This window comes from Commensalibacter sp. Nvir, assembly GCF_963921845.1.
Taxonomy (GTDB): Bacteria; Pseudomonadota; Alphaproteobacteria; order Acetobacterales; family Acetobacteraceae; genus Commensalibacter.
The window spans coordinates 18,802-44,666 of record NZ_CAWUGZ010000028.1; the positions used below are offsets into that span (position 1 = coordinate 18,802).

General features: G+C 38.3%; 17 protein-coding genes. 15 read left to right on the forward strand and 2 right to left on the reverse strand.

What is annotated here, in order from left to right:
- Positions 1 to 3: 3 nt before the first annotated feature.
- From nuoL to nadC, 14 genes are all read left to right on the forward strand, one after another.
- Complete coding sequence (gene nuoL / locus AABE15_RS02145; protein WP_338329634.1) at positions 4 to 1,950, forward strand: NADH-quinone oxidoreductase subunit L; 1,947 nt, start codon at positions 4 to 6, stop codon at positions 1,948 to 1,950.
- Between the two features lie 21 nt (positions 1,951 to 1,971).
- Complete coding sequence (gene nuoN / locus AABE15_RS02150; RefSeq protein ID WP_338329635.1) at positions 1,972 to 3,393, forward strand: NADH-quinone oxidoreductase subunit NuoN; 1,422 nt, start codon at positions 1,972 to 1,974, stop codon at positions 3,391 to 3,393.
- A 14-nt stretch (positions 3,394 to 3,407) separates the two neighbouring features.
- Positions 3,408 to 4,139 (forward strand): biotin--[acetyl-CoA-carboxylase] ligase, encoded by a 732-nt coding sequence (locus AABE15_RS02155; protein WP_338329636.1) that lies wholly within the window; start codon positions 3,408 to 3,410, stop codon positions 4,137 to 4,139.
- A gap of 33 nt (positions 4,140 to 4,172) precedes the next feature.
- A complete protein-coding gene (locus AABE15_RS02160; protein ID WP_338329637.1) occupies positions 4,173 to 4,943 on the forward strand; it encodes a type III pantothenate kinase in 771 nt (256 codons plus the stop codon).
- Positions 4,944 to 4,974: 31 nt separating this feature from the next.
- Positions 4,975 to 6,621, forward strand: a complete 1,647-nt coding sequence (locus AABE15_RS02165; protein WP_338329638.1) for a ribonuclease J — start codon at positions 4,975 to 4,977, stop codon at positions 6,619 to 6,621.
- A gap of 59 nt (positions 6,622 to 6,680) precedes the next feature.
- Positions 6,681 to 8,003: a proline--tRNA ligase gene (gene proS / locus AABE15_RS02170; protein WP_338329639.1), complete on the forward strand. Its 1,323-nt coding sequence runs from the start codon at positions 6,681 to 6,683 to the stop codon at positions 8,001 to 8,003.
- Between the two features lie 6 nt (positions 8,004 to 8,009).
- The gene (locus AABE15_RS02175; RefSeq protein WP_338329640.1) at positions 8,010 to 9,269 is read left to right on the forward strand and encodes a lipoprotein-releasing ABC transporter permease subunit; all 1,260 of its coding nucleotides are present in this window, start codon (positions 8,010 to 8,012) and stop codon (positions 9,267 to 9,269) included.
- Positions 9,262 to 9,954 carry an ABC transporter ATP-binding protein gene (locus AABE15_RS02180; protein WP_338329641.1) on the forward strand — a complete coding sequence of 231 codons (693 nt, stop codon included), beginning with the start codon at positions 9,262 to 9,264 and terminating at the stop codon, positions 9,952 to 9,954. Before AABE15_RS02175 ends, AABE15_RS02180 begins: the two co-directional genes overlap by 8 nt.
- A gap of 31 nt (positions 9,955 to 9,985) precedes the next feature.
- A complete protein-coding gene (dnaE, locus tag AABE15_RS02185; RefSeq protein WP_338329642.1) occupies positions 9,986 to 13,414 on the forward strand; it encodes a DNA polymerase III subunit alpha in 3,429 nt (1,142 codons plus the stop codon).
- Between the two features lie 161 nt (positions 13,415 to 13,575).
- Entirely contained in the window at positions 13,576 to 14,400 is an 825-nt protein-coding gene (panB, locus tag AABE15_RS02190; RefSeq protein WP_338329643.1) for a 3-methyl-2-oxobutanoate hydroxymethyltransferase, read from the forward strand.
- Between the two features lie 183 nt (positions 14,401 to 14,583).
- Complete coding sequence (locus AABE15_RS02195) at positions 14,584 to 15,504, forward strand: NrtR DNA-binding winged helix domain-containing protein (protein WP_338329644.1); 921 nt, start codon at positions 14,584 to 14,586, stop codon at positions 15,502 to 15,504.
- A gap of 54 nt (positions 15,505 to 15,558) precedes the next feature.
- Complete coding sequence (nadA, locus tag AABE15_RS02200; RefSeq protein ID WP_408870242.1) at positions 15,559 to 16,539, forward strand: quinolinate synthase NadA; 981 nt, start codon at positions 15,559 to 15,561, stop codon at positions 16,537 to 16,539.
- Entirely contained in the window at positions 16,536 to 18,044 is a 1,509-nt protein-coding gene (locus tag AABE15_RS02205) for an L-aspartate oxidase (RefSeq protein WP_338329646.1), read from the forward strand. Before nadA ends, AABE15_RS02205 begins: the two co-directional genes overlap by 4 nt.
- Before the next feature lie 26 nt (positions 18,045 to 18,070).
- On the forward strand, positions 18,071 to 18,919 hold the full coding sequence (gene nadC / locus AABE15_RS02210; RefSeq protein ID WP_338329647.1) for a carboxylating nicotinate-nucleotide diphosphorylase: 849 nt from the start codon (positions 18,071 to 18,073) through the stop codon (positions 18,917 to 18,919).
- Between the two features lie 103 nt (positions 18,920 to 19,022).
- Here the strand turns inward: nadC and AABE15_RS02215 are convergent, their stop codons facing one another.
- Positions 19,023 to 19,673 carry an isochorismatase family protein gene (locus tag AABE15_RS02215; protein WP_338329648.1) on the reverse strand — a complete coding sequence of 217 codons (651 nt, stop codon included), beginning with the start codon at positions 19,671 to 19,673 and terminating at the stop codon, positions 19,023 to 19,025.
- 18 nt (positions 19,674 to 19,691) lie between these two features.
- Positions 19,692 to 21,527 (reverse strand): molecular chaperone HtpG, encoded by a 1,836-nt coding sequence (gene htpG / locus AABE15_RS02220; protein WP_338329649.1) that lies wholly within the window; start codon positions 21,525 to 21,527, stop codon positions 19,692 to 19,694.
- 550 nt (positions 21,528 to 22,077) lie between these two features.
- Between htpG and AABE15_RS02225 the strand changes: the two genes are divergently transcribed.
- Positions 22,078 to 25,461, forward strand: a complete 3,384-nt coding sequence (locus AABE15_RS02225) for a molybdopterin-dependent oxidoreductase (RefSeq protein WP_338329650.1) — start codon at positions 22,078 to 22,080, stop codon at positions 25,459 to 25,461.
- Positions 25,462 to 25,865: the final 404 nt, after the last annotated feature.

Consider the following 25,865-nt stretch of genomic DNA (forward strand, 5'->3'; position numbering starts at 1 on the left):
CCGATGCAACCCATGGATTCATCGTTTTTAATAGTTACGTTATTTTCCCCCTTATTTGGAAGTTGTAGTTCTGGATTGTTAGGAAAAATGTTAGGGGATCGCTTTGCTAAAAGTGTATCTATTTTAGGAATGATACTATCTTTGGCTGCGTCATGGTATATTATGGGACATATTGTTTACTCGGGACCTCAGGACAAATTGGTCCCAATAGCCACTTGGATCAGTTCCAGCACTTTCAACATAAGTTGGGATTTAAGATTAGATACTCTTTCGGTTTCCATGGCAACGATAGTTACCAGTATATCTTTCCTTGTACATATCTATAGTATTGGTTATATGTCTCGTGAAGAGATGCCCACCTATCGATTTTTCTCATATTTATCTTTATTTACTTTCAGTATGCTGTTACTCGTGACCTCATGCAATCTCGTTGGGTTATATTGCGGATGGGAAGCAGTCGGTTTATCCAGTTATCTACTAATAGGATATTGGTATACCAAGCCTGCAGCAGTTGCAGCAGCCATTAAAGCGTTCGTTGTCAATAGAATAGCCGATTTGTTTTTTTTAATAGGTATTAGTTTACTTTTTATTTTAAGTGGTTCGGTTTATTTTTCGGATATTTTTCAAAGAGCCCCTGAATTACTGCGAACCCATTATGATTTTATAGGATATGATTTTAAAGCCTGTGAAATGATTTCTTTTCTCTTGTTCGTAGGGGCGATGGGTAAGTCGGCTCAGCTTTTTTTCCATGTGTGGTTGCCCGATGCAATGGAGGGTCCAACACCAGTGTCTGCTTTAATCCATGCAGCCACTATGGTTACTGCTGGCGTATTTTTAATGGCCAGAATGTCCCCAATATTAGAAATAGCCTACTATACACGGGCGTTAATTCTTATAATTGGGTCAATTACCGCTTTTTTTGCCGCATCCGTTGCGTTAACTCAAACCGATATTAAGAAATCAATTGCTTATTCCACTTGCTCCCAATTAGGATATATGTTTGTAGCGATAGGTTGTGGAGCCTATCAAATTGCACTTTTTCACCTTACAACACACGCTTTTTTTAAAGCCCTGTTGTTTCTAGGAGCCGGCTCGGTTATTCATGCGCTGCACAATGAACAAGATATGTTCAAAATGGGTGGATTAGCCAAAAAACTACCTTTTACCTGTGTGGTAATGTGGATAGGTTCATTAGCCCTAGCAGGAATATTCCCTTTTGCCGGTTATTGGTCGAAAGATGCCATCATGAAATCAGCATGGATGTACAACTCTAATTGTAGTTATTTTGCTTGGGTGATAACTTCATTAACAGCCTTTTTAACCGCACTTTATAGTTGGAGATTATTATTTTTAGTATTTCATGCACCATCAAAAAATCAAGCTTTGACGAGTAAAGCTAAAGAATCTCCCTCGGTCATGATAAATCCCATGGGCGTGCTGGCCTTAGGATCTGTGTGCAGTGGATTTATTTTATCGTCTTATTATATTGGTTCAAAACATACACATTTTTGGGGAAGTTCGATTTTTACAGGAACCAATAATCACATCCTTAGCCTTATTCATCGTACACCGTTGTTTATTGCCCAGACTCCCTCAATATTGGCTATACTGGGTATACTCGTTGCTTATATTTGTTATGTTCGATTTCCAATTCTTCCTACAAAATTAGCCAATTCCTTTTCAGGACCTTACCGATTTTTAATTAATGCTTGGTATTTTGATCGGCTTTACCAAATTATTTTTATCAAACCTTATCACATACTATCTAAAATTTTATGGAATATAGGAGAAAAAGAAATCATTGAAGGTGCACCACTAATCATTGCAGATTTTACCCAACGTTCAGCAAAAACTATTTCTCGTACACAGAACGGTTCATTTGCACTTTATGCATTGACCTTAGTGATTGGATTAGTGATCATTCTTACTACCTTTTTAATCTATCATTAAAAAAGAAATTAGGATTAGCCAATGAATTGGACACTAGCTTTGCCCGAGATTATTTTATCGTTAAGTAGTCTAGGAATTATTTCATACGGCGCAGTGCAAAAGAGAGAAAATCCTTTTTTTATCTGTTCTACATTTTCAATCGCTGCCCTGATAGCGGTAAGCTTTTTAATTATGACAGGCTCAAACGGTTTAGGGTTTAATAATTTATTTATTAGCGATGAATTTTCTCGGTTTATGAAGCTTTTAATTCTTGTGGCCGCTTTGCTAACGATTATTCTATCACTGGATTTTAATATTAAAGCCTCCTCCAATTCATTCGAATTTACTGCACTGCTTTTGTTTTCAACTACGGGCGCGATGATAATGGTGTCTTCAAATAATTTAATGACACTCTATCTTGGACTAGAATTATCTTCTTTACCTCTGTATATTTTATGTGCTTTTGATCGAGATAATGTTTTTTCTTCTGAAGCCGGTATAAAATATTTTATTTTAGGTTCTGTAGCCTCTACAATTATTTTGTACGGTCTCTCGCTAATTTATGGGTTCAGTGGCGGATTAGGTTATGAACATGTGCATCTAGCCTTTGCTTCACCTAACCCTATACCCCCAGGATTATCTTTTGGTTTAATTTTTATCTTAGTTGGCTTGTGTTTCAAAATTTCTGCCGCTCCCTTCCATATGTGGACACCTGATGTTTATCAAGGTGCTCCAACCTCTGTTAGTATGTATCTATCGACTGTACCAAAATTCGCTGCATTCGCTCTTTTTATGCGTTTAATAATGGGACCTTTTGGGAACATTTCGTTCCAATGGCAATTATTAATTGAAATCATAGCGATTTTATCCATCATCGTGGGCAGCGTAGGCGCTATCGTACAAACAAATATCAAAAGAATGATGGCTTATTCTTCTATATCGCATATGGGTTACACATTAGTAGGCCTTGCTGCAGCAACCACTGAAGGTGTATTAGGAAGTTTAATTTACTTAACTGTATATTTATTCATGAATATAGGAACATTTGCTGTTATTGCTGCGATGACACGGAAGGGTCTCATTGTTGAAAATGTAAAAGATTTATCAGGTCTTGGAAAAACCAATCCCGGTATAGCCGCAGCAATGGCCATTTTCATGTTTAGTATGGCTGGCGCCCCCCCATTAGCAGGATTTTTTGGAAAGTTCATGGTATTTTGGGCGGCCATCTCAGCACACTTATATATACTAACTATAATAGGAATTTTAGCCAGTGCTATTAGCGCCTACATTTACTTGCGTATTATAAAAATTATGTATTTTAATACCTTAATACAACCTCTTGATCCTCAGCCATTATCTCTCTCTTTAATAACTTTCAGTATGGGTACCGTAACAATAATTTTTTTATTATTTATGTCACCCATTGTCCATATCAGCAAAATTGCTGCTCAATCTTTATTTTAATAAAGCATTTAACCGTGAATACTGATATAAATTGGCAAATAGAATTTCACGATAGTTTACCTTCTACAAATGATTATTGTATAAAACAAGCGGAGCTAAACTCACACATTAATCTAGCTATTAGTGCAAAAAAACAAACCAAAGCTAAAGGAAGCAGGGGAAGACAGTGGTATGAACCTAATGGCAACCTAGCGTTATCGTTTTTGTTCTGGCCCCCAAATTTTAATGGCCATAAATATTGTTGGATACCGTTTGTTGCTTCGTTGGCTTTATATGATACAATACTTCCTCTATGTAAAAAAAACCTAGTTATAAAATGGCCTAATGATTTACTCTATAATCAAAAAAAATTAGCAGGTATTCTCATTGAAAATAGCATTGATTACCCTGGAATAATTCGCTGGGTTGTTATTGGATTGGGCGTTAATATCTACGAAGCTCCCATATTAAAGGACAAAGAAACAGCATGCATCAAAGATTTTACCAGCGAACCTCCCTCAATTATAGAATTGACAAAAACCATTAAAAACCACCTTTCAAAATGGTTACAGTTTCTTATAGAAGGCTATGAGCCTTTGATAAGAAGCACATGGTTAAAATATAGTATACCTATAGGAACGTTTATTAACGTTAAAACAAACGTCGAAAACCTTAAAGGGATTTATCAAGGCATTGATGATAGAGGAAATTTACTCTTAAAAACCCAAGCAGACTTAAAAAAATTGTCTGTAGCTCAAATATTTTAACCAACTGCTAGCTCTGATGGGAAAAAAGGTAACGTGCTCTTAGTAATTGACGCAGGAAATACAAACATTGTTGTCGCGGTGCATGACGGGAATCATTGGCTCGGAACCTGGAGATTATCCACGTCGCCACAAAGAACTTCAGATGAATATGCCTCTACGTTGCTAACCCTAATGGAAAAACAACATATTCCTATTGATAAAATTGACAAAGCCATTATCGGAACGGTCGTGCCACCTGTTCTTTATCAACTTTTACTTTTATGTCGGCAATGGTTTTCGGTTGAACCTCTTATAGCCTCTTCCTGCCTTGATTGGGGGTTCGAAATTTTAGTAACTAACCCCCAAGAAGTAGGTGTTGATCGATTGCTCAACGGTCTAGCCGCTTACACCCTATATGATGGACCGCTCGTTGTCATTGATTTGGGAACGGCTACTACCTTCGACGTTATTGATGAACAGGGCAATTATTGTGGAGGCGTTATTTCACCAGGATTAACCCTCTCACTGGAAGCATTACATAAAGCTGCGGCACGTCTACCAAAAATTGGAATTGGAAGACCTCACTCTGTTATAGGTAAGGAAACGATTGGTGCTATGCGATCTGGTATTTATTGGGGGTATATCGGTTTGATTGAAGGTATTATTAAACGGATTCAAAGTGAACATGCACGAAAATTGACCATAATTGGAACAGGTGGGTTGGCACCATTACTAGCCGAAGGGACTACAGTTTTTACAAAAATTAATGCTGAACTAACCCTTGAAGGGTTAAAAATACTCGCACATCGAAATCTTATAAAATAAATGGATTACATTAGTTAGAATAAGGATAAACATGAATGATGAGTTAAAGGATTTCGCCTTTCTACCTTTAGGGGGTACAGGCGAAATTGGCATGAATTTAAATTTATACAGACTTAATGGCAAATGGTTAGCCATTGATTGTGGTATTGGTTTCAGTGGTAACGATATGCCCGAAACCGATATTCTTTTACCCGATCCGGAGTTTATTTCTAGACATAAAGATAACCTTTTAGGATTGGTCATCACGCACGCTCATGAAGATCATATTGGTGCGGTAGCCTATTTATGGCCTGATCTAGAATGTCCTGTTTATACTACGCCATTTGCCACTTCAATTGTGAAAAGAAAATTAAGAGAAGCTGGTCTTTTAAGCGAAGTTTCTGTTCGTACGATCAAAATGGCAGATCGTTTCAAATTAGGTGATTTCGATTTAGAATTTATACCTGTTACACACTCCATTCCTGAAGCACAAAGTATAGTTATCCGAACGCCTTACGGCACGGTATTGCACACAGGCGATTGGAAATTCGATCCCGAACCTGTCATAGGGGAAAAAACTAATCTAGAAACATTTGCTAAACTAGGCCAAGAAAATATTTTAGCCATGGTTTGTGATAGTACCAACGTAGTCGTTAAACAAGCCCCACAGTCAGAAGCCTCAGTGCGAAGAAGTTTGACCACATTAATTGCATCGCTCAAAGGAAGGGTTGCCATTACATGTTTCGCAAGCAATGTGTCAAGAATTGAAAGTATTGCCTACGCCGCAAAACAAGTAAATAGACCGGTTGTTATTATTGGACGCTCATTAAGAAATCTTGAGGTTTCTGCAAGAGAAAACGGATATTTAAAAAATATCCCTCCTTTTTATACCGAACAAAATATGAGCGATATAGAACAAAATAATATCGTTTACATAATTACCGGTAGCCAAGGAGAAGAAAAAGCCGCACTCACTCGTATTTCACAAGATTTGCATCAACACATTTCCTTAGGTTCTGGTGATACCGTTATTTATAGTAGTCGTACCATACCCGGTAATGAATTAGCTGTAAAACGGGTACAAGACAATCTTATCCGAAGAAACGTTAAGCTTATTACATCAAAAACTGAATTGGTTCACGTATCAGGACATGCCAGTTATGATGAAGTTTGCCAACTGTATAAACTTGTACGACCTAAATATGGTATCCCTGTTCACGGCGAGTGGATGCACTTAAATGCACAGGCTAATGTCGCAAGAGAATCAGGCGCAGAGCCCATACTTCTTGAAGATGGCGACATATTAAGGCTTGCCCCGCAAAATCCAACAATTATAGGCAGTGCACCCTATGGGCGTTTGGTTATTGATGGCAATCGATTGTTATCTGTAGACGATGATATATTAGCCGCAAGACGACGTATGCTCTATAATGGCGTCGTTGTTGCCAGTTTCGCTGTGAATAAAAAAGGGGAACTTTTAAGTGATTTAAACCTTAGTGCACCGGGTCTTTTTGATCAATATGATGAAGAATTTGGCGATGTGGTCAGTGAATTTTCGCAAATTCTCGAAACTTTACCCATAGCTATTTTACATGATGACACTGAACTTATCGAAAATTCTAAAACCATTCTGAGACGTATACTGGGTCGAAAATTAAAGAAAAAACCATTTGTCGACGTGCATTTAATTAGGATTTAATCTATTTTTAATTTTAATTCTTTTATTATAAATCAACGCACTATATTGAGGATCCATCTATGCGTTTGTCTTCAGCTTTTTTTCCTACATTAAAAGAAGTTCCAGCAGAGGCACAAATCGCCTCACATCGTTTAATGTTGCGTGCAGGAATGATTAAACAAATGTCCTCAGGTATATATGCTTGGCTACCTACAGGGCTTAAAGTTCTTCATAATATTTCTAATATTGTAAGAGAAGAGCAAAATGCGGTTTTCGCTCAAGAAGTTTTAATGCCAACGTTGCAATCTGCGGATCTATGGAAACGTTCTGGCCGCTATGATGCTTATGGGCCTGAAATGTTAAGAATTGTCGATAGACATAAACGCGATCTACTGTATGGACCAACCAATGAAGAAATGATTACAGATATTTTTAATCAACATGTCACGTCTTATAAATCTCTTCCTACTTTATTATACCAATTGCAATGGAAGTTCAGAGATGAAATTCGTCCTCGGTTCGGTGTTATGCGTGCCAGAGAGTTTTTTATGAAAGACGGCTACAGTTTCGACATAGATTATAAAAGTGCTGTGGTTACATATTATAAAATGATGATCGCCTATTTAAGAACTTTTCAAAGAATAGGTGTTCAGGCTATCCCGATGCTGGCCGATACAGGCCCTATTGGCGGTGACCTTAGTCATGAATTTATCGTCTTAGCCCCAACAGGGGAAAGCGGGATCTATTTTGACTCTGATTTCACTCAACAAAATTGGCTTGATCAACCCATTGATATTCAAGACACAAATGCGCTTGAAACATTTTTTAAACGCATGACAAAATTTTATGCGGCTACGGAAGAAAAACATGATCAAGAAAAATGGCACAAAGTGCCGCAAAATAAGCGTTGTGAGGGTAGGGGCATTGAAGTCGGACAAATATTTTATTTCGGAACCAAATATACAAAATCCATGAATGTATCTGTAATAGGACCCGACAGTAATAAATTTTATCCCCATATGGGTTCTTACGGTATAGGTATATCCAGATTAGTAGGTGCGGTTATTGAATCTTCCCATGATGATAAGGGTATTATATGGCCTGATGCGATTGCCCCTTTTCAGGCTGTTATTATCAATCTTGGCGTTAAAGATATAAAATGTAACGAAGTGTGTGATCAACTTTATCAGACAAATAGCAATAGCTATCTTTACGACGATAGAGATGAACGCGCCGGATCCAAATTCAATGATGCTGACCTAATGGGGCATCCTTGGCAAATTATTGTTGGTCCTAGAAGTATTAAGCAAGGCATCGTAGAATTGAAACGTAGAAAATCAGGAGAACGGTTTGAATTACCTATTGATCACGTCAATGAGTTTATACAAGCCTATCAAGGATAAGATTTAATGTTTGACTCCTTTGAAAGGACCGTAACTAAACGTTATTTAAGAGCTCGTAAAGGGGAGCGTTTTGTCTCTGTAATAGCAATCTTTTCCTTAATTGGTATTGCGCTTGGAGTGGGTACTTTAATCGTTGTTATGGCGGTCATGAATGGATTTAAGGCAGATTTGCTCGGAAGAATCCTCGGCCTGAATGGAGACTTAAGCGCCTATGCAAAAATGAATGACGAAGGTCGAAGTTCAATCTCAAATTACGATGCGCTCTCTTACCGACTTGAAAAAATAAAAAACGTTCAAACCGCTATTCCTTTTGTTGAAGGCCAAGTTTTACTTAGTGCAAATACCTATAATTCAGGGGGTATGCTCAGAGGGATGACCGAAGAAGGCTTAAAAAAACTTAAAATTGTAAGCAAAAGTTTAGATGCTATTTCATTAAAAGAATTTACAGGGGACCACATTATCATCGGTCAGACATTGGCCGAGCAGGCAGGGCTGACAATTGGCTCTAAAATTACATTATTATCACCTGATGGATCGGCAACCGTTATGGGAACCATTCCAAGAATTAAGTCTTACACCGTCGTAGGAATCTTTGATACTGGAATGCATGAGTATAATTCCAGTTACGTTTTTTTACCTCTATCTACTGCACAAAAATTTCTTCAAGTCGGAAATACTGTAACCGGCATACAAATTTCAACTGATGATCCAACGCGTGTTCAGGAAACTACTCATTTACTTGAACAAAAATTCGATCAAGATTCGTTAAGGTTTATTGATTGGACCCAAAGCAATAACGCTTTTTTCGGAGCCGTGAAAGTTGAACAAAATGTAATGTTTTTGATATTGACACTCATCATACTTGTTGCTGCTTTCAATGTCATCTCTTCGCTCATTATGATGGTCAAAGATAAAACGCGTGATATTGCAATCCTAAGAACAATAGGGGCATCGCAAGGTGCCATTATGAGAATCTTTTTAATGTGCGGTGCTTCAGTTGGCATTACGGGTACAGTAGTGGGCACATGCATTGGAATACTCTTTTGTAAAAACATTGAACACATACGTCAATTACTACAAACCTTAACTGGGACCAATCTTTTTAATCCTGAGGTATATTATTTGGAACATTTACCAACTAAACTTGATTGGTTTAATGTTGTGCAAGTGGTGCTAATGGCTTTAAGCTTATCTCTACTTGCGACTTTATATCCTTCATGGAAAGCTGCAAGAACTGATCCCGTCGAGGCATTAAGACATGAATAGTCGGAGTGCCATTCTTGAATTAACTAAAATCAAAGTGTCTTACAAGAATGGAGGAGAATTTGTTGAAATTCTTAAAGAAGCCGATTTCACCCTCTACAATGGGGAAATTGTCGCATTAGTCGCTCCATCAGGAACGGGTAAGTCAACGTTTTTACACGTTGCTGGCCTTCTTGAGAAACCAATTTCAGGCACAATACAAATAAATAATAAAGACACATCAAAATTAAGTGACAAAGAACGCACCTTTATACGATTAAATCATTTAGGATTTGTCTATCAATCTCATCATTTATTACCTGAATTTTCCGCATTGGAAAATGTTGCTTTGCCTCAACTTATTAAAAAAACACCAAAAAAAATAGCCTTAGCGAAAGCCGCAGAATGGTTAAAAAAATTTCATTTAAACCACCGACTAACGCATTCCCCTGGTAAATTGTCGGGAGGTGAAAAACAAAGAGTTGCTATTGCACGTGCACTCGTGAACACTCCCTACATTCTTCTTGCGGATGAACCAACGGGTAATCTCGATGAAAAAACATCCGATGAAGTCTTTGATTTATTAATGCATGTGGTACGAAATGAAAATTTGTCTGCTCTTATTGTCACCCATAATCAAGCCTTAGCCGCCAAGATGGATCGTGTGGTAACTCTTAAAGAGGGAAAAATCGTTCCTATATATCCCTAGGACAAACGCATAAACCTGTTAGGTCTTTTTAATGCCCCATTCGCTCTTCGTACATCTGCGTAATCACTCTTCTTACTCTTTAAGCCAGGGTGCAATGAAAATATCTAAAATCGTTGAGCTAGCAAAAAAAATGCAGATGCCTGCACTGGCGATAACAGATACAGGAAATTTATTCGGCGCGTTAGAGTTTTCAAAAACATGCGTTGAGAATGGAATACAACCCATTATAGGGTCGCAAATTGGTTTTCCTTCTACCTATACTGTTGAAGACCATTCGATCAACTGGCCTATTGTTTTATTGGCACAAAATAAAAAGGGTTTATTAAATCTTCAATACCTTTCCTCAGAAGGTTTTCTCAAAAGCGATACATCAAATCCCATGGTGTCTCTAGATACACTTTGTGATCATTCAGAAGGATTGCTTCTTCTCACAGGGGGAAATAGAGGCCCATTGTATGAGCTTTTTTCACAAGGACAAGAAAAACATGCACGACATTTAGTTGAGAAATGGGCAAAAGCCTTTCCAAATCGAGTTATTGTTGAACTCAACCGACACGGATTTGCTATAGAAAAATCAGTTGAAGCAGGAGTTATCAATCTGGCAAATTCGTTTGGTTTCCCCTTGGTAGCCACAAACGAATGCTTTTTTTCAACTCCAGAATTATACGAAGCACATGATGCTTTAATTTGTATTGCACAAGGTTGCACAGTGGATGTGCAAGATCGCTGGCGAGTCACAGCTGAACATTGGTTTAAGACCCCAGAAATGATGTCCAAGCTGTTTAGTGATTTACCCGAAGCAATTTCTAATACAATCGAAATTGCTAAGCGTTGCGCCGTTAGAATAGAAACGCGTAACCCAATGTTGCCTCATAGCCGTAAAATCCAAGAAGGTATGACAGCAGAAGAAACGCTAAAAACAATGGCAAAATCTGGACTGAAAATACGCTTATCCGCTTGCCCTAATTTGAGCAAGGACAAAGAACGAATCTATTACGATCGTTTAACCTATGAATTATCCATTATAAACAATATGGGATTTTCTGGCTATTTTTTAATTGTTGCAGACTTCATACAATGGGCAAAACAACAAGATATTCCTGTAGGTCCAGGAAGAGGGTCAGGAGCCGGTTCCTTAGTAGCCTGGGCTCTAACTATTACAGATCTTAATCCATTACCGTTTAATCTTTTATTTGAACGCTTTTTAAATCCAGAACGCGTTTCTATGCCTGATTTTGATATTGATTTTTGTCAAAATAGAAGGGATGAAGTTATTGATTACGTTCGCCAAGCGTATGGGCATGACCAGGTTGCTCAGATTATAACATTCGGTAAGTTACAAGCGAGGGCAGTTATAAGAGACGTCGGAAGAGTATTGGGGCTTCCGTTTGGATTGGTTAATAAAGTTGCAGAGCTTATACCCAATAATCCTGCTAAACCATTAAATTTGGGACAAGCCATTGAATCGGAGCCCAGATTAAAAGAAATGAGGGATACCGACGATACTATTAAAAAATTAATAGAGGTTGCCCTCCAACTTGAAGGATTATACCGACATGCAGGCACACACGCTGCAGGAGTGGTTATAGGCGACAGACCTTTGGTTGAACTGGTACCTTTATATCGAGACCCAAAAAGTAATGTACTTGTTACGCAATACAACATGAAATTTGTGGAACAAATTGGTTTGGTTAAATTCGATTTTTTGGGGCTAACCACGCTCACCATCCTAAAAAAAGCAGTAGATATCTTAAAAAAACAGGCGATTGTTATTAATCTTGCAGATATACCTCTTGACGATAAAAAAACTTATGAAATGCTAAGCAGGGGTGAATCCGGAGGCGTGTTTCAATTTGAAGGGGCAGGAATGCGGGATGTCCTTAAGCAAATGCAACCAACTAGAATTGAAGATTTAATTGCCGCTGTTGCGTTATATAGACCGGGCCCTATGGCCAATATCCCCGATTATTGTCGGAGAAAACATGGCGAACCTTGGGAGCCCCCTCACGAAAAACTAAGGTCAATTCTTGAAGAAACTTATGGTATAATGGTTTATCAAGAACAAGTTATGCAAATTGCCCAAGAGTTAGCCAACTATAGTCTAGGTGCTGCGGATTTATTACGCAGAGCTATGGGAAAAAAAATACGCTCTGAAATGGATCAACAACGTAAAATATTTACAGATGGAGCCATCAAAAACGGCATTTCTAAATCAAAAGCGTTAGAAATTTTTGACCTCATGGCGCGATTTGCAGACTATGGATTTAATAAATCCCATGCGGCTGCCTATGCCATTGTTTCGTATCAAACGGCATGGATGAGAGCAAACCATCCTGTCGCTTTTTTTGCTGCATGCATGTCCTTGGCGCTCGAAAAAACAGATAAATTGGCTTTTTTACGACAAGAAGCCGAACGAATACACATCAACGTACTTCCTCCAGATATCAATAAATCCGCAGCAGATTTTTTAACGGAGCGTCAACCGGATGGGTCCTATGCCATACGTTATGCTCTAGCTGCCATCAAACGGGCAGGTAAAGCCGCTATGGAAGCCATTGAAACGGTTAGAGCTGACAAACCTTTTGCTAATTTGGTGGATTTTGCAGAACGAGCCAATTACCAAATGCTTAATAAGGGTCAGTTGGAATTCTTAGCAAAAGCAGGTGTCTTTGATTCGCTAGAATCCAACCGACACAAAGTTTTTGCGTCTGCCGAAATCATATTAAAAAGAGCACAAGCGCGACAAACTGAAAAAGAGAGTGGCCAAATTGGGCTATTTGGTTCAGAAGCAACCAATACCGAATCATTAAAATTATCCAATCAATCGGAATGGCCAGAAATTGAACGGTTAACGATGGAAGCTGAAGCTATTGGCTATCATATGACTGCCCATCCTCTAGATTCTTTTGAAATGCTGCTCAAAAAAATCCAGATTTATTCTGTAAACCAACTGGACCTTTTGGCGCGCAATGGTGAGACAAGAGTAAAAATAGCTGGCTATATTTTAAATTGTAAAGAACGTCCTACCCGTAAAGGGACTAAAATGGCATGGATAGGACTATCTGACAAAAGTGGTGCTTGTGAAGTAACATTTTTCTCAGAGGCCCTTGGTCGGTATCGTGACGTATTAAAAGCTGGTCAACTGGTTGTAATTACGGTTGATTTACGACTGGATGAAGATAATCTTAGAATTACAGGGCAACATGCCGAAAGCCTTGAAAAAGCAACAACAAATCTTGTTGGGAATTTAAAAATTTGGGTTCGTGACTTACACACTGTTCAACAATTGGCTGAATTATTAAAGCGAGGCGAACTAGGGAATGGAAAAATCACATTAATTCCTCACTGCAAAGATTTTAAAGAAGTCGAGATACTTTTACCTAAAACCTATAACATTTCCCCTGTTTTTGTACAACATATTAAAGTTATTAAGGGTATAGAAAAAATTGAACAATGGTAATGTTGAACTTATTTCGTAACCAAGGTACGCATTCAATAAATTAGATCAAACTAATTATAATTTTATTTATAATGTTAGTAGATCTCTGATATTTATATAAAATAAGATCCGAAATTATGTAAAATTTTACTAAATTGTATTACCTATTAAAAGTATTTACCATGAACATTACTACTTATAAACGGCTAACAGCACCAGATATACAATCCCAAAAAGGAAAAGAACCTATTGTTTGTCTAACAGCTTATACCGCCTCTCAGGCCACCATTATGGATCCTTATGTTGATTTCATACTCGTTGGAGACTCTCTTGGTATGGTTGTTTATGGCTTACCGTCAACGCTTTCCGTAACCGTCGATATGATGGTGGCTCATGGTGCTGCCGTTGTTCGAGGATCTAAGCGAGCTTGTATTGTTATTGATTTGCCCTTTGGATCTTATCAAGAAACGCCTCAACAAGCCTTTCAAACTGCATCACGATTATTGAGAGAAACTGGGGCAAATGCCGTTAAATTAGAAGGTGGAGAAGAAATGGCCGCCACTATTGAATTTTTAACGCACAGAGGTATTCCTGTCTGCGGTCATATTGGATTGATGCCACAAACCATTCAAACCATGGGTGGATATAAAATATCGGGTAAAAATGATCTGCAAATTAATAAAATTATCAACGACGGTAAAGCCGTTGCCAACGCGGGTGCATTTGCTGTTGTTTTAGAAGGTGTTGTAGAACCTGTTGCTCAAAGAATAACCGAGACACTTGAAATACCGACCATTGGAATTGGGGCATCTCTGCAATGCGATGGACAAATATTAGTTTGTGACGATATTTTCGGTATTTTTCAAAATTTTAAACCAAAATTTGTTAAAAAATACGCAGAACTTGGAAGCGAAATGGACAAAGCTATTTCTACATACGCAAAAGAAGTAAAATCAAGACAATTTCCACAAAAAGAGCATTGCTTTTATCCAGCCCAAAAAAAATAATGATTATAATTTGTTAACTATAAAGTTTTATTATTTTTTGATAAAAATTTTATAATAAACACTCTGTATTTCTGTTTTACACCCTACGAAATTGATTAGAGTCACATTGATTAATTGAAACCTATGCTAAACGTGATAGAGACACTTTTTTTCTAACTCTACGTAAAAAATTATATAGTTCTTATGAATGATCAAGGTAAAAGCGATATCGTATTAAACCAAACTGAGCTTATAGCAGTATTGGTGGCCTTTATTGGCGATAAACCGTGCGTTATGACGATTGATAACGGTTCGAAACTACCCTCAGGACCTTTTGAGCTAAGCCATAAAAATTTACAGGCAGGATTACGGGACTGGATTCGTAAACAAACGCAACATCCCATTGGTTTTTTGGAACAACTGTACACGTTTGCGGACCGTAACCGTATTCCTGATCATCCAGAAGTACGTACAATTTCAATAAGCTATTTAGGACTGGTGAGACAACATCAAATTAATAAAAAATTAATACAATGGCATGACTGGTATCGTCATTTTCCTTGGGAAGATTGGAGAAGAGGCAAACCAGAAATAATAGAAATATTGATAAAACATTTACTGCACTGGGCAAACACAAAGGAGGGGTTAACTTTAGTACAACACAAACGAATTGCGTTTTTATTTGGTATGGATCATTATCATTGGAATGAAGATCTTATTTTGCAACGCTATGAACTTCTCTTCGAAGCGGGTCTGGTTTTTGAATCTGGTAGCACGTTGCAAACGGGTGAGCCCATGTTTGCCGATCACCGACGTATACTTGCCACGGCAATTGCTCGGTTACGAGCCAAAATCAAATATAAAGCTGTTGTTTTTGAATTAATGCCTGAACAATTTACTTTATTACAATTGCAACGAAATGTTGAAGGATTGATCGGTCAGACGTTACATAAATCTAACTTTCGTAGAATGATTGAGCAACAAGGTTTGATAGAAGAAACGGGTGGATATGAAAATGAATCCAGAGGAAGACCTGCCAAACTGTTTACCTATCGTAGATCTGTGATGGATGAGAGAGCACTTTCTGGATCAAAGTTGCCTTTATTTAAAAACAATTTGAATTGACACATACCGTTATCATGTCTATTGTAATTACTATATATACTCAAATTGAGTATAATGGAGATGATAATGCAAGTTACTCGAGCCGAACACTATTTTGACTTCTCAAAGTCTTACTTACCGAAAAAAGAGCGTATAGGTCTTTCCCAAAAAATAAAGCGTATACAGACACTTAAACGTGAGAAAAATGCTGTAATTCTGGCACATAACTATCAAACGCCAAAAATATTTCATACTGTTTCCGATATTGTGGGCGATAGCTTGGCCTTAGCCAGAGAAGCTGAAAAAGTACAAGCGGATATTATTGTTTTAGCTGGCGTACATTTCATGGCAGAAACTGCCAAACTCCTTAATCCAGAAAAAACTGTCTTTATACCTGATTTACAAGCAGGCTGTTCACTGGCGGAATCAATTACTGCCAGTGACGTTGAATCCTTACGGATATTGTATCCAGGGATTCCCATTATTACGTATGTTAATACCTCTGCCTCAGTCAAAGCAGCATCTGATATCTGTTGTACTTCTGGTAACGCCAAAAAAATTGTCGAATCTCTTGGTGTGCCCAAAGTTATTATGATACCTGATGAATATCTGGCGCGTAATGTGGCTAAAGCAACCGATGTTACGATCATACCATGGAAAGGACATTGCCAAGTTCATGAACGTATCACATGCGAAGACATTCATCGTATGCGTGCAGATCATCCCGAGGCTAAAATTTTGGCACATCCCGAGTGTCCGCCTGAGGTAACTCAATTAGCTGACTTTTCTGGATCGACTGCAGAAATGGCAGAATTTATGGATCAAAAAAGGGCAAATGACGTCATTCTTTTAACTGAATGTTCCATGAGCGATAATTTGGCTATTTCATATCCCCATATTAACTTTATTCGTTTATGTAATTTATGCCCTCATATGCAGCGCATTACCCTTGATAATATTTTGGATACCCTAGAATACGATCAATACGAAGTGCACATTGACCCAATTATTGCAGACAAAGCGCGCTTATCCATCAAAAGAATGCTTAATGCATGAAAGGTGAGCGACCCTTAAATTGTGTTATGGTCGTGGGCAGTGGTATTGCAGGCTTAATGACAGCCTTGGAACTTTCCCCACTTCCAGTAATTCTTATTACTCAAGGCTTCTTGGGTGAAAATACGTCTTCGATGTTGGCTCAAGGGGGTATAGCCGCAGCCTATTGGGGCGAGGATACTCCAGAACTTCATCTTCACGATACGTTAAAGGCAGGGGTAGGACTATGCGATAAAGAAATTGTCAAACGTATCACCGCCATGGGTGACCTGGCAATTAAGACGTTAGAGAAATACGGAGTTAACTTCGATAAAGATAACAATAACCATCCGAATTTAAGCTTAGAGGCTGCCCATAGTATACGTCGAGTACATCGTATCAAGGGGGATCAGAGCGGAAAAAATATTATAGATCAACTCAAACAAAAAGTAAGACAAACGCCAAGCATTCAAGTTTATGAACAATGTAGCCTAGAAAAAATATTTTGTAATAATAATTCTGTTCACAGTGGAATTCTAATCCGAGAACATCAAACGCTATTATTTGAATGTAACCATATTGTACTCGCAACAGGTGGTATTGGAGCGTTGTATAGCGACAGCACCAATCCAAAAAATAATTTTGGAATTGGATTGGCTTTGGCTGCTGAGGTAGGGGCATTATTTTCTGATCTTGAATTCGTCCAATTTCACCCTACGGGTCTCAATGACTCTCGACTTCCCAAAGCTTTAATTAGTGAAGCCGTTAGGGGGGAAGGCGCTTTGCTAGTTAATGAACATAACGAACGTTTCCTTGAACAAATAGATGGGCAAGAACTAGCGCCTAGAGATATTGTTGCTCGCGCGGTTGCTGCGCAATATGCAAAGGGACATAAGGTTTATCTTGATGCTCGAAAAGCGATAGGAAAACATTTTCCACAAAAATTTCCATCAATATTTCAAATTTGTGTTCAATCCAATATTGATCCACGACGTCAACTCATTCCTATTCAACCTGTTGAACATTTTCACATGGGGGGAATAACAACGACTCTTAACGGTCAGACCTCTGTTAATGGGTTGTGGGCAGTGGGAGAATGTGCTTCAACAGGCTTACATGGCGCCAATCGATTGGCAAGCAATTCCTTGCTAGAGGCTTGCGTTATGGCAATTAACACTGCTTTGTGCTTGAAAACGATGAACATCGCTCCTTATGCTATTGAAATCCTGCCAAAGAAAACCATTGCTAATAAATCATATATTTGTAGAGCTTCACAAGATATGATGCAATCCTGCTTAGGAATTATCCGTCATGAAGAAGGGATCATAAAAGCGATACGTTATTTTTTAGCGCGTGAACCTTTTTCTAATCCTGCAAAAGTTTCTCTAATGATTGCAGTGAGTGCGTTGCTTCGAAAAGAATCCCGAGGAGCCCATTTTCGAGAAGATTTTCCAGCTTCAATTCGATTTGCAGTGCGTTCTCATTTAACCTTTGAACTTTGTATGAATATTGCTAAAATTTATGCTTAGTTCAATCATAATTTCATGAGGTTTTCATGTCACTTCCATTACTTCAAAATTTTCTCGTTGAACCTCTTATTAAAAATGCTTTGAACGAAGACTTGGGCCTTGCTGGTGATATTACGAGTCAATTGGTCATTCCTGAAAACCATCATTCTAAGGTTTTTATGGTATCAAGACAGCACGGTATTTTATCGGGCGTTCAAATTGCCCAATTAACTTTTCAATGTGTAAGTAAGGGCTGTATTTTCCATAGTTTAAAAAAGGATGGTGAAGCTTTAAAGCCAAATGAAATTATTGCGACAATAGAAGGGCCAACCCGTTCGCTGCTGACTGCTGAGAGAACAGCACTTAATTTCATGTGCCATTTATCTGGAATTGCCAGTATTACCAATAAAATTGTTCAATCAATTGCACATACAAAAACCAAAGTTGTGTGTACACGAAAAACCACACCGGGTCTAAGACTCTTAGAAAAATATGCAGTTCGATGTGGTGGTGGAATGAATCATCGTTTTGCCCTGTATGACGGAATTTTAATCAAAGATAATCATATTGCTGTTACTGGAAGCGTTACCAAAGCCTTGAAAAAAGTTAAAAAACACTCCGGACATATGGTTAAGATCGAAATTGAAGTGGATACGCTCGAACAACTGAAAGAAGCTTTATCTGTAGGTGTGGATGTTATTTTACTGGATAATATGTCACCTGAGCAATTAAAAGAGGCCGTTCAAATGGTCAATGGAAAAGCCATTACCGAAGCCTCTGGACGTATAAATATTCAAAGCGCTGCTATAATTGCTGAGAGCGGTGTAGATTTTATTTCGGTTGGCTGGATCACGCACAGTGCACCAATTATTGATATTGGTTTAGATTATCTTTAATTCTACTACGATTTAACCGCTTAAAAATACAAAACTATTAAAGATGTTGATTTAAAAATGAGAAATCAAAAAACATATAATTTACCAAAAGTTATTGAAACAGTTATAAAGTGATGTCCATAGAAGATATATAAATCACCCCTAGATCTTGTAAATGTTGTCTAGAAATAGCCTCAGAATGACTGTTTTTTAGAGTATTTTCTATAGGTTTGGTAGCATCTGAAATAATATACATTATAAATCCAGCCTTGACAGCATCTATAGCAGAATAAGCAACACAATAATTTTCCGCCAGCCCAGTGAAAAAAATTCTTTTACAATTGATTTCATGCATCCACCCTAAAAGGCCAGTAGACGTTTTTCTATCGTTTTCGTAGAACGCAGAGTAACTATCCATATCTTTTCGCCACCCTTTGCGAACAATTAACTTGAAATATTCTTGTTTTAATTCTTTAGGAAATTCAGCTCCTGCCGTGTTTTGTACGGCATGTCTTGGCCAAAGCATTGGCGATCTATAATTAAAATCAAAGTCATCATATTTTTTTCGATTTGTTTGATTGCAAATAAAAGATTTGTGATCTTTTGGATGCCAATCTTGCGTAGCAACAGACCAATCAAAAAAATAGGTCATCAATCGATTAATAACAGAAATAATTTGATTGCTGTCATTAATCGATAGTACTCCGTTTTCAAGAAAATCGTTCTGTACATCAACAACAATTAAAACATCTGTTTTTTTGTTAATGCACAGCATTTAAATTCTTCCCTCAGGTCAGGTTAACATGGAAGCAATACGACGAGCAAAATGCGTAGGATTTGTTGGCATTTCACCATCTTGAACACGTGCTAAATCCAATAATATAAACGCTTCATCTTCAATAGACTTACCCGATTTAAGTTTTTGTATTAATGATTTTATCCAGCTGTGTTCTGCATTCAGTTCTAATATAGGGGGAGTTAACGGCATTGTTTTATCGCTTCGACGCATCAATCGTTGCATTTGAAGATCTGGTCCTTGATCTTTGGCCGCTAAAATAACAGGACTATCCACCAACCTTTGCGTAAACCGAACTTCGCTGACCTGGTCTTTCAAAACATCATGAACTTTAGTTAAGAGCGCATTTTCATCTTCATTATGAACAACTTCCACATCCCCTATTAATTTTTGAAGATCTTCTTTAGCACGCGTAATGCTGCGTAAAGGCTTGTCGTCAAACTTACCAAGGCGATCGGGCCAGAACGCATCAACAGCATCCGTGAAAAGGAGCACTTCAATATTCTGTTGTTTAAACCCTTCAAGCTGAGGTGACGTTTCGAGAACTTCTTTAGAATCCCCAACAAGGTAATAGATAGCTTCTTGGTTTTCTTTCATACGGGAAACATACTCTGCCAAGGTAGTCAATCCTTCAACTGAAGAAGAGTAAAATCTAGAGAGTTTACTTAACGCTTCCGTCTGTTCGTTATGTTCCCATAGCCCTTCTTTGATGACTGCACCAAATAAACCCCAAAATTTAACAAAATCTTCGCTTTTTTCTGTAAGTTTTTGTATTTCTGTTAGCACACGATTGGTCAACGCCTTACGAATTCTGGCTAATACGGGCGTATTTTGCAGCATCTCTCTGGACACATTCAAAGGTAAATCTTCCGTATCAACGACACCTTGAACAAACCGTAACCATGGGGGCAGCAGTTCCGCTTCGTCGGTTATGAACATACGCCGTACGTGCAATCGAACTTTACTTTTTCTTTCTTGATCAACAGGCTGAAAAGGAGAAATCATACCCGGTATAAACAACAACGCGGTAAATTCGAATACACCTTCAGCATGCCACAGCAACGTCGACAACGGTTTATCAAAAAGATGCGTTATATGACGATAGAAATCTTCTAGTTGTTCGTCCGTGATCTCACTTCTTGATTTTTTCCAAATCGCCGTTCCTTCGTTGGCATTTGTTTCTTTATCGTCTTGTTTAATGACAATAGGCCAAGCGATATGATCCGCCCACTTACGAATAATACTTTCCAAGCGGAAACTTTCTAAATATTCGTCTGCATCACTTTTAATGTGCAAAACAATATTCGTTCCTACGTGTTCTTGTTCTGCTTTTATAAGACTATACTGACCCTTGCCTTCTGACGTCCATATCCAAGCCTCGTCCGAACCAGCATGACGAGAAGAGACTTCAACTTTATCCGCAACCATAAAAGCAGAATAAAATCCTACCCCAAATTGTCCAATTAACGTTGGCCGATCTTCTGGCTTGGCATCTTTAAGCTGTTTTTCAAAAGCTCGGGTACCCGAACGAGCAATTGTGCCTAAATTGTTGATAAGTTCTTCTTTAGTCATGCCAATTCCGTCATCGCTTAGCGTAAGCAATCTAGAATCTTTATCAATGAACAACCTAATCTGAGGCGAAGTCGGCAGGGCATATGTTTCATTCGTTAATGCTTCAAAACGTCTTCGATCGATGGCATCTGCGGCATTAGCGATCAATTCTCTTAAAAAAATTTCTCTTTCTGAATAAAGGGCGTGGACGACCAAATCCATCAAACGCTCAACTTCAGCACTAAATTGATGGTGTTCTTCTTGATTTGTATTAGAGCTCATAAAATGCATTATCCTAATTAAGTTAAACGGGTTTATTCATTAGTTGAGTGTATTGACGATATTCATCATTACGTTTCATCAACCTTAACGTAATTATATAGGATTTAAATGAATTTTTGAACTTATTCGACACACTATTTGTACAGATTTTCTTTTATAATGATAGATGTAAGGTATAAGTATGAATTCATTTAAATTTTCATGAATTGCTATTCAGAACAGAGTGCAGTTGACTTAATTCTTGGGCAAACAAATAAAAGTTTGTTGGATGCTAATACTCCGCTCTAAAAACACAGAAGCCATTTTTTAATAGTAATTTCTAATAGATCTGACATAAAAAAATAATTTTAATCATAATAAACTGCATTTAAGATATTTTATAAAAAGCCACTCTTGATAAATATCGATCCACATCCCATTTTGTTTACAATATTTTTAATGTTTTAGAGAATTAACTTTCTGAAAAAACTGCGTTATCCTGCCAGAGAATATGTTCGAGTATCCTTGCCAGGTTTTTTGCTTTACTGGTTCAAATACAGGAGTAATTGGTATGTCTGAACATCTTGTTCCTGGTTACTGCGCACTTTGTCGTTCGCGTTGCGGTACTTTGAATGAAATCATTGATGGCCGACTACTATCCGTTCGCCCAAACAAAGATCATCCAACAGGAGGAGCAGTTTGCTTAAAAGGTAAGGCAGCGCCAGAACTGATTTATAACGAAAGTCGTGTCCTATGGCCACTGCGCCGAACCCAACCAAAAGGAGCAAACGATCCAGGTTGGAAACGCATTAGTTGGGAAGAAGCGTTAAATGAAATTGCTTGTAAACTCACACAATTCAAAACGGAAACTGGAGCTGAATCTGTAGCATTTGGTGTTACAACTCCTAGCGGCACACCAATTGTCGATAGCGTTGAGTGGATTGAGCGTTTTATTCGTCTCTATGGCAGTCCCAATACATGTTACAGCACCGAAGTGTGTAACTGGTATAAAGATACTGCTCACACGTTTACTTTTGGTTGTATTACACCTGCTGCTGATTACAGCAACGCAGAGCTAATTATTTTATGGGGCAACAATCCTGCAGCTACGTGGCTGGCGCAGGCTAATGCTATTGGAGAGGGACGCAAAAAAGGGGCTAAAATGATAGTCATTGACCCTCGCCATACGGAACTTGCCCGTGAAGCAGAAGTCTGGCTTAACCTGAATCCGGGTACTGACATAGTCCTTGCTATGGGGCTTATTCGTCAAATGTTGGATAAAGGGTATCATGAAATTTTTGTTAGAACCTGGACTAATGCTCCTTTACTCGTAAATAAAAAAACAGGGCTTCTGCTACGTGAACGGGATATTATATCAAATTCCTTAACTAACCACTATTTGCTTTGGGATAATATAGATAACCTAATCCGTCCCTGTACTGATACCGTGATCGGCGATGAGGTTTTTTACCAACGTGCTGCACTGTCAGGTTGTTACTCACTCACTCTTATCAACGGGGAAACCGTTGAGTTTACACCTGCATTGGAGATTTTACGCCAAGCCGTTGCCCAATATACCCCCAAACGCGTTCATGCAATAACTGGTATCACAATAGAAAAACAACAAGCTGCGCTAAATCTAATACATAATGCTTCACGCATCGCATACCATGCTTGGGTAGGCATTGCTCAAAGCCGAAACGCTACCCAAACAGAACGCGCAATTGCCATTTTGTATGCATTAACCGGGGCCTTCGATACCATTGGAAGCAATCGAATTTACGCAAAACCACCTTATAATGCTGTAAATTTATTATCGTTACTCTCTGAAGAACAACAAAAAAAAGCGTTGGGACTTAAAGAACGTCCGCTGGGACCACCAGCCAGCGGCTACATTTCCACTGCAGATTTACATAGGGCCATATTAGAACATAAGCCTTATAAGGTAAGGGGCCTCGTTTGTTTTGGTTCAAATATGCTGTTGGCTCATGGCAACGTGAATACCGCCATTACTGCGTTAAAACACCTTGAGTTTCATGTTCATTGCGATCACTTTGTTACCCCTACATCACGATTTGCTGATATTTTACTGCCCGCCAGCACTCTTTGGGAGCACGAAGCACTGAAAATTGGTTTTGAAATTTCTGAACGAGCTGATGCACACGTTCAGTTACGCCCCCGATTGGTTGCTCCACAAGGTGAGTCATTGGCTGATTACGAAATCGTGTTTCGATTAGCCTGTAAAATGGGAATGAGTGATCATTTTTTCTATGGGGATATCGACGCTGGATTTAATTATATTTTGCAACCGTCCGGACTCACGCTCGAGATGCTGCGTGCGCAACCTGGTGGGATTACTACTCATGTTATCAATCGTGAAAAAAAATATGCTTTACATGATGGTTTGAACGGTAAACCAAGAGGTTTTGCCACTGAAACGGGTAAGGTGGAAATTTATAGCGAACGCCTCCTACGACATGGCTATTCTCCGGTTCCTCAATTTACTGAAGAACCTTCAAAAAAAGATAACTTTCCACTGCGTTTGACTACTATGAAGAATGCTCTATTTTGTCACAGTCAACACCGTAATTTGGTTAGTTTACGCCGAAAATCGCCTGATCCTCAAGCAATTATCAGTCGGGCAATTGCCAAGGATAGGGGTATTGATAATAAAGATTGGATAGAAGTCAAAACGCCTGCAGGTCAAGCACACTTTAGAGCCAAAATCGATGATGCAATTCACAACGATGTAGTGATCGCAGAATATGGTTGGTGGCAAGGTTGTCATGACTTAAACAAATCCGAACTTCCCATTATTGGACAAAATAATAGTAATTATAATGCGTTGCTTAATTATCAAACTGTTGACAATCTCAGCGGCTCAGTACCTATGCGGACAATGCACTGTACCGTGGACAAACTAGGAGATGCACTTGCATGGAAAGGGGAACGTCGATTTATTGTAAGTCGTATTATTGAAGAAACATCAGATGTACGCAGCATCAGCTTTATCCCTGTAGACAATAAACAGCCTTTGAGTTGGCAAGCCGGCCAGGCTGTGATTCTTCGGGTTTTTCCAAGAGACAAGCCTGAAGGTATTTGCCGCGCTTACACTCTAAGTAATGCGCCAGGTCATGAGGCGCATTTTACAATATCTGTAAAATTACAAATGCAAGGGGTTATGTCATCATTTATTCACCAACAGTTGCAAGTGGGCGATAATGTGACGTTAACAGCACCTAATGGTAACTTCATAATTCCCACTGAAAGTGTTGCCCCAGTGGTGATGATTGCAGGCGGCATTGGAATCACGCCTTTTATGAGCTATTTAAAATACTTGGATCCAACAAAAAAAGGACCAGATTTGTGGCTTTACTATGGTAACGGCAACAGTCAAAACCATGCTTTCAAAAGTCAATTACAAATTCTAGCACGACAGCTTACGCGCCTAAAAATTATCAACGTTTACGATAATCCTTTATCGATCGACATACGAGGAAAAGATTACGATCACAGAGGGTTTATCACTGCTTCACTATTTGATGAAAAACTGATCCAAGGTCGTGCTCGTTTTTATCTTTGCGGTCCTACCCCAATGATTGATTCGCTTGAAGAAGGATTGCAAAAACGAGGTGTATTTGCTTTCGATATTTACAAAGAGCAGTTTGTTCCTCCCACACCGCGCATCACCTCGCGTAAATCTAAGCACAAAGTGGTATTTGCACGTTCAGGGTTAACTGTACAATGGACGCTGGCGTCGGGTACATTGCTGCAGTTAGGCGAGAAACACAATATTTCTATGGCCGGTGGTTGTCGAGCAGGACAGTGCGGGTGTTGTGCGATCAAAGTAAAAGAGGGGATCGTTAATTCTCTTACCGACCAAACTTCTTGTGAACCTGGTATGTGTCTTGCCTGTCAAAGTGTACCGGCCAGCGATATTATTGTTGATGCCTAATTATTTTATCTGAAAACAGATTATCTATTCCTGCAAACAATCTGCTTTTGTAAAAAATAAAACAGTAGCAAATATAGATTATAAATGTGCTCACCTTTATCCCTAGCAATGGATTAATCCTAGTAAATGAAGCATTAAGTATTTATTAAAAAAATAAAGATTAAACCATCTTCAAGCTATATATTAATGATTTATATCCCAAAATAAAGAATAATGATCCTTCTTAATAAGTTAGAAAATTTTTGATTTATTCTCGATTTGCCAGCTAAAACAATTTAAAATAAAAACTGATCTATTGAAAATTACTATTCTCCAACTTCAAAATTAGTATAATTAATACATCCAAAAAAACTTTTGGAATATTTTATAAATTATTAATTTTTTAACATTAGGTAATCATATGT

What these genes read in the sequence shown, in the direction of transcription:
- AABE15_RS02195 (WP_338329644.1), top strand. Translation starts at nt 14,584, where the DNA reads ATGAATGATCAAGGTAAAAGCGATATCGTATTAAACCAAACTGAGCTT.
- proS (WP_338329639.1), top strand. Translation starts at nt 6,681, where the DNA reads ATGCGTTTGTCTTCAGCTTTTTTTCCTACATTAAAAGAAGTTCCAGCA.
- AABE15_RS02205 (WP_338329646.1), top strand. Translation starts at nt 16,536, where the DNA reads ATGAAAGGTGAGCGACCCTTAAATTGTGTTATGGTCGTGGGCAGTGGT.
- AABE15_RS02180 (WP_338329641.1), top strand. Translation starts at nt 9,262, where the DNA reads ATGAATAGTCGGAGTGCCATTCTTGAATTAACTAAAATCAAAGTGTCT.
- nuoL (WP_338329634.1), top strand. Translation starts at nt 4, where the DNA reads ATGCAACCCATGGATTCATCGTTTTTAATAGTTACGTTATTTTCCCCC.
- AABE15_RS02215 (WP_338329648.1), bottom strand. Translation starts at nt 19,673, where the DNA reads ATGCTGTGCATTAACAAAAAAACAGATGTTTTAATTGTTGTTGATGTA.
- nadA (WP_408870242.1), top strand. Translation starts at nt 15,559, where the DNA reads ATGGAGATGATAATGCAAGTTACTCGAGCCGAACACTATTTTGACTTC.
- AABE15_RS02175 (WP_338329640.1), top strand. Translation starts at nt 8,010, where the DNA reads ATGTTTGACTCCTTTGAAAGGACCGTAACTAAACGTTATTTAAGAGCT.
- nuoN (WP_338329635.1), top strand. Translation starts at nt 1,972, where the DNA reads ATGAATTGGACACTAGCTTTGCCCGAGATTATTTTATCGTTAAGTAGT.
- dnaE (WP_338329642.1), top strand. Translation starts at nt 9,986, where the DNA reads ATGCCCCATTCGCTCTTCGTACATCTGCGTAATCACTCTTCTTACTCT.
- AABE15_RS02225 (WP_338329650.1), top strand. Translation starts at nt 22,078, where the DNA reads ATGTCTGAACATCTTGTTCCTGGTTACTGCGCACTTTGTCGTTCGCGT.
- htpG (WP_338329649.1), bottom strand. Translation starts at nt 21,527, where the DNA reads ATGAGCTCTAATACAAATCAAGAAGAACACCATCAATTTAGTGCTGAA.
- panB (WP_338329643.1), top strand. Translation starts at nt 13,576, where the DNA reads ATGAACATTACTACTTATAAACGGCTAACAGCACCAGATATACAATCC.
- nadC (WP_338329647.1), top strand. Translation starts at nt 18,071, where the DNA reads ATGTCACTTCCATTACTTCAAAATTTTCTCGTTGAACCTCTTATTAAA.
- AABE15_RS02165 (WP_338329638.1), top strand. Translation starts at nt 4,975, where the DNA reads ATGAATGATGAGTTAAAGGATTTCGCCTTTCTACCTTTAGGGGGTACA.